The sequence below is a fragment of the Neobacillus rhizosphaerae genome, assembly GCF_937468385.1.
GTDB lineage: Bacteria > Bacillota > Bacilli > Bacillales > Cytobacillaceae > Neobacillus > Neobacillus rhizosphaerae.
Genome location: NZ_CALBWS010000060.1, coordinates 1 through 4,550, shown reverse-complemented (window position 1 = coordinate 4,550; position 4,550 = coordinate 1). Strand labels below are relative to the sequence as shown.

5 protein-coding genes and 1 pseudogene are annotated in these 4,550 nt (G+C 37.6%); 4 read left to right on the top strand and 2 right to left on the bottom strand.

Going from position 1 to position 4,550, the window contains the following annotated elements; translation table 11 throughout:
- The first annotated feature begins 416 nt into the window (after window positions 1-416).
- From M5A78_RS24480 to fosM, 4 genes and pseudogenes are all read left to right on the top strand, one after another.
- Entirely contained in the window at window positions 417-848 is a 432-nt protein-coding gene (locus M5A78_RS24480) for a YueI family protein (protein ID WP_248737873.1), read from the top strand.
- Window positions 849-988: 140 nt separating this feature from the next.
- Window positions 989-1,803 (top strand): annotated as a pseudogene (locus M5A78_RS24475) (VanW family protein).
- A gap of 28 nt (window positions 1,804-1,831) precedes the next feature.
- Window positions 1,832-2,191 (top strand): hypothetical protein, encoded by a 360-nt coding sequence (locus M5A78_RS24470; protein WP_248737872.1) that lies wholly within the window; start codon window positions 1,832-1,834, stop codon window positions 2,189-2,191.
- A 17-nt stretch (window positions 2,192-2,208) separates the two neighbouring features.
- Window positions 2,209-2,631 (top strand): FosM family fosfomycin resistance protein, encoded by a 423-nt coding sequence (gene fosM / locus M5A78_RS24465; protein WP_248737871.1) that lies wholly within the window; start codon window positions 2,209-2,211, stop codon window positions 2,629-2,631.
- 231 nt (window positions 2,632-2,862) lie between these two features.
- On the opposite strand, the gene M5A78_RS24460 is transcribed toward fosM, so the two are convergent.
- Window positions 2,863-3,315 (bottom strand): OsmC family protein, encoded by a 453-nt coding sequence (locus tag M5A78_RS24460; RefSeq protein ID WP_248737870.1) that lies wholly within the window; start codon window positions 3,313-3,315, stop codon window positions 2,863-2,865.
- Window positions 3,316-3,561: 246 nt separating this feature from the next.
- Window positions 3,562-4,221, bottom strand: coding sequence for a lysozyme family protein (locus tag M5A78_RS24455; RefSeq protein WP_248737869.1), 660 nt, complete (start codon window positions 4,219-4,221; stop codon window positions 3,562-3,564).
- Window positions 4,222-4,550 lie beyond the last annotated feature (329 nt).

The window sequence follows — 4,550 nt, the reverse complement described above, 5'->3', positions numbered from 1 at the left end:
TACTCTTTAAATTCAATAGAGTACTTTTGTTGATTTTTCGCCATGTTAAACACATCCTATTTTTGTTATTTATGATTTAACATGACGCCACAACCGGTGTCCACTTTTTATACTAGCTTCAATAAGGCGGTGTAACTTGCGTAAAAAGTGATGCAACTTGCGGATAAGGGGGTGTAACTTGCGAATAAAGTGGCCAACTTGCGGATAAGGCGGTGTAACTTGCGTATCAAGTTGTCCAACTTGCGGATAGGCCGGTGTAACTTACCTATAAAGTGGTTTAATTTGCAGATAAACGGATCCAACTTGCGATTAAGCAAATTTACCAGCCTAAACCCAATTTTAAACACTTTTTGATGACGAACACTTTTTAAGGTATTATCATACATAATAATAGCCTTTATATGGAGTTGATTTTTTTGAAAAAACCTACCGTTGACGAGGTTTTACAGCAAGGTATATATGGACCTTTAGAAACAAAACCAGATGAACGGCGCAAATACTTAGGTACATTACGAGAACGGATTATTGTCGCCCTGAAAAACAGCCAAGTCGCAGAGGCAGAAATTTATCCGCAGGTCGAGCTGTATATGAAAGGGAATCCTTCGGCTCATTTATTTTTAAACGGGAACATGAACTATGAGAACCTATCGAAGTATGTAAAACTTGCCACCAAATATAAAATTGAACATACCATCGTGACCAATAAGGAACACGACACAGAGATTGGGTTAGTTTTAGCAATGGGCCATGCCATAGACAAGGAAGAAATTTTTATTACCAAGAAAGAAGTTGCCCCACAGGAAATCAAAAAGAATAAGGGGTTTTTTGCAAAAATACTTAAAATGTAACGAGAAAAGTGTGTGATTTCAAAACAGAATCACACACTTTTTATTGTTTTAAATACAAAATATTCACAAAAAACGTTAAATTTGTCATAAAATAAAATAGGAGAGATTAATTCGTATGGTCGGGAGTAGGGAATAGAAAAATGCCAATACAGAAACCAATAAAGAGGAATCAATTGAGGATTTATTTGGGCAAGAAATATTATCGTCTAAAGAGATATTGGGCATGGTACACGGACGAAAAAAAATATGCTAAGAAAAAAGAAGAATCCAAATTAAAATATGTAATTTTCACCCACAAAACCCCGTTGCTACGTCAATTGAAGAATGTTGATATGTGGCTGCAACATAATAAGGTAACCAACTTAAATATAGCATCTAAATGTTTAAACGAAATTGTCTTAAAACCCGGTGAGACCTTTTCCTATTGGAGATTATTAGGCAATACGAATAAACATAAAGGTTATGTGGATGGAATGATCCTCCACTACGGGAAGGTAACGACTGGAACAGGCGGGGGCTTGTGTCAATTATCGAATCTTATTTATTGGATGACCCTTCATACCCCATTGTCGGTCACGGAAAGGTATCGTCATAGCTATGATGTTTTCCCCGATTCAAAACGGAACCAGCCGTTCGGAAGCGGGGCAACCTGTGCCTATAACTACCTGGATTTACAAATTAAAAATGAAACGAATCAAACGTATCAACTAGTTGTTTACTTGACAGACACCCATTTAGTTGGGGAATGGAGAGTTGAGGCTCCTCCAACAAGAACATATGAGGTTTATGAAAAAGAACACTGGATGACCCAGAGTACTGGGGCGGTTATGCAAGACATAACAAGATTCATAGAAAAGTATATAACCTAAATCAGGAACTGATTGAGGATGAATACATTACCGAAAATAACGCGATTATGATGTACGAGCCGTTTTTGACAGATGGCAATTCTTGAAAAAATAATCAAATGGAGGATGAATTTGTTGAATCAAAAATCACTTTGGTTACCATCTTTAATTATCTCGCTAGGAATTATTATTGGTAGCTTCGTTATCGCATCAAACCCTTTATCCGTTTCAACCGCTACAAAAAGTAAAAACACAGTGCAAAGCAGTGTCATGCTTAATTTAAACGAGGCGTCTAAATTCATTGGGCTAACAACGGAAGAAATCAAAATGATTATCTCTACGGAAAAAAGAAGTTTAGAAACATCTGGATTCTATGAAGGTACCCAACTACCGTATATTTCGGTTAATGAAAATTTATATTTTGAGAAAACAAAACTTATAGTCTGGGCTCAAGAAAATGCTGCAGTGCATAAGGAATATAAAAAAGGATTTTAATCGAAAGAGGTAATCGTGTGTCTATAAAAGGACTAAACCATTTATTATTTTCCGTTTCTAGTTTAGAGAAATCGATAGAATTCTATCAGGAAGTTTTTGAGGCAAAGCTGTTAGTGAAGGGGAGAAGTACCGCTTATTTTGATTTAAATGGAATGTGGCTCGCCCTTAATGTAGAAAAAGACATCCCGCGTAATGAAATAAACCAGTCTTATACCCATCTCGCTTTTTCAATCGAAGAAGCAGATTTTTCAAAAATGTATGAGAAACTTAAACGGTTGGGCGTCAATATTCTGCCTGGTAGGTTAAGAGATGAAAAGGATAAAAAGTCGATTTATTTCACCGACCCAGACGGTCATAAATTTGAATTCCATACAGGTACGCTGCAAGACCGATTGGACTATTATAAAAAAGAAAAAAACCATATGGATTTTTACATTTAAAAAAGGAATTGGAAAAATTAAGCGAGTTTTCATGAGGACAGAACTCGTCGAGCAAGGACCCAAATTGTCCACATTAGACGTTCATGAGGACAGAACCCGGTGAGCAAGCGCATAAACTGTCTACATGTGGATAGAACCCGAGGAGCAAGAGCCCAACCAGTCTACATGAGTCTTCATGAGGACAGGAGTCGCCAATCAAGAGCCCAACCTGTTTACATGAAGTTCTAAGCTTCAACCAGCGGCCACTTCCACCGTTGTCTGCAGTTCAATCTCCACATTCCCTTGAATAGCGCGGCTGATCATACAGGAGGTTTCCGCTTTTTTGGCCAGTCTTCGAGTCAATTCAATGCTTTTTTCAGTAGCGTCTGGTCCCAAGACGATAATCGGACGGTGGATGATTTTTTTATAGGTGATAACTCCTTTTGTAACATCGACAATGCCTTCTGATTCCATCGTTAAGCTTTTTTTCTGCAGCCCACTGCGTTCCATCATCGCCGCAAGCGTAATGATATAGCAGGTTGCTGCTGCCCCAAGTAACATTTCATCTGGATTGGTACCAATCCCTGGTCCGTCCATTTCAGGTGGGATGGAGACTTTTGTTTTTAAGTTCACAGCCTCTATTTCTCCGACATCATTTCGTAATCCCGGCCAGCTAGCTTTTAAGTGAAAAACATGTTCTGCCATTTTATATTTCCTCCAGTTCGAGATCTTTTCCCTTATAATTTGGAAAGGATCATTTTTTCATAGATTGTTGGTTTTATTGAAATATAAGGACAATCTGATCATTACCATTTGATTCGCTGATATAACATAATAGTCGCTGATAAAAGTAATACATTGGTTTGGTAAAAAGGTAAGGAGAATAGATTAGCGGGTAAATGATAGGGTTCAACAAATGTTAATAATAGAAAGAAAACAGCCGGCGAATGTTTAAAAGGACTCACCGGTTGTTTTTTCGTTTTTAGTCACTGGAACACTATCAACTAACAATTGCATATTTTTTGTTACTTTTGTGCTATAGGTAAAATCACCATAGCAGTAGGGATAACGAAAATTATCTTTATTACCGCCACAAGTATAAAGGTTCGGCTTTTCTTTTACCCGAAGAAGTGAGAATTCTTTCGCTAACTCCTCACTATGTTTACCGCCGTGCTGGGCGATATAATCAACATAGCCCCTTCCCATGTTATAAGCCTGAATAATGGTGGGGAAATCGACCTTTTTCTTATTCCCATAAGTAAGTACGCTCTGAAAATGTTTTACCCCTACTTGAATACTTTGTTTGGGGTCTGTAATAGTGTTTGGTGCCAAACCTGCAGATTCTGAAGCCTGCATCGGATCTCCGCCTTTGCCATGGCTTTCCTGCTGCATCAAGGCTACGAGGACCGAGGTGTAACTTTCAAGTTGATACTTTTCTAATTCACTGTGGATTAAAGAGCTATATTTTTTAACATCCGCAAATGGATCGTTTTCAACTATTTGAAGTGGCGAATTTTGTTTTTGAAAATAAGTTTGAAACATGGCCAAAGCGCAAAAAAGCAAAAATAGCACGAAAAAGGTTTTGAATTTCTTCCGTCTTCGTTTTTTCATTCACTTACACTCCCATATTTATCTCTTCTTTGACCATTATAAGGGAAGTTATCATGAATGTCTGCGATGAGCTTATCGGAATAAATATTTCCATTATCAAAAAAGTGGCGTAAAACCCCTTTCTTCAGAAATGGGGATATAAGCCATGTTTTTTTACTTCCAATTACCAATAGAAACTAGTATAATAAAAGTATAGAACAAATGTTCTGGTTGGAGGTGAAAGAAAATGGGACCACACAAAAAGAACATGAAAGAAAAGAAGAAAAAAGAGTCGAAAGGCGATATTGTTATTCGGAAATTTCCGCTCCGTTTAACCGGCGAGGAGAGAA

What these genes read in the sequence shown, in the direction of transcription:
- M5A78_RS24455 (WP_248737869.1), bottom strand. Translation starts at nt 4,221, where the DNA reads ATGAAAAAACGAAGACGGAAGAAATTCAAAACCTTTTTCGTGCTATTT.
- M5A78_RS24460 (WP_248737870.1), bottom strand. Translation starts at nt 3,315, where the DNA reads ATGGCAGAACATGTTTTTCACTTAAAAGCTAGCTGGCCGGGATTACGA.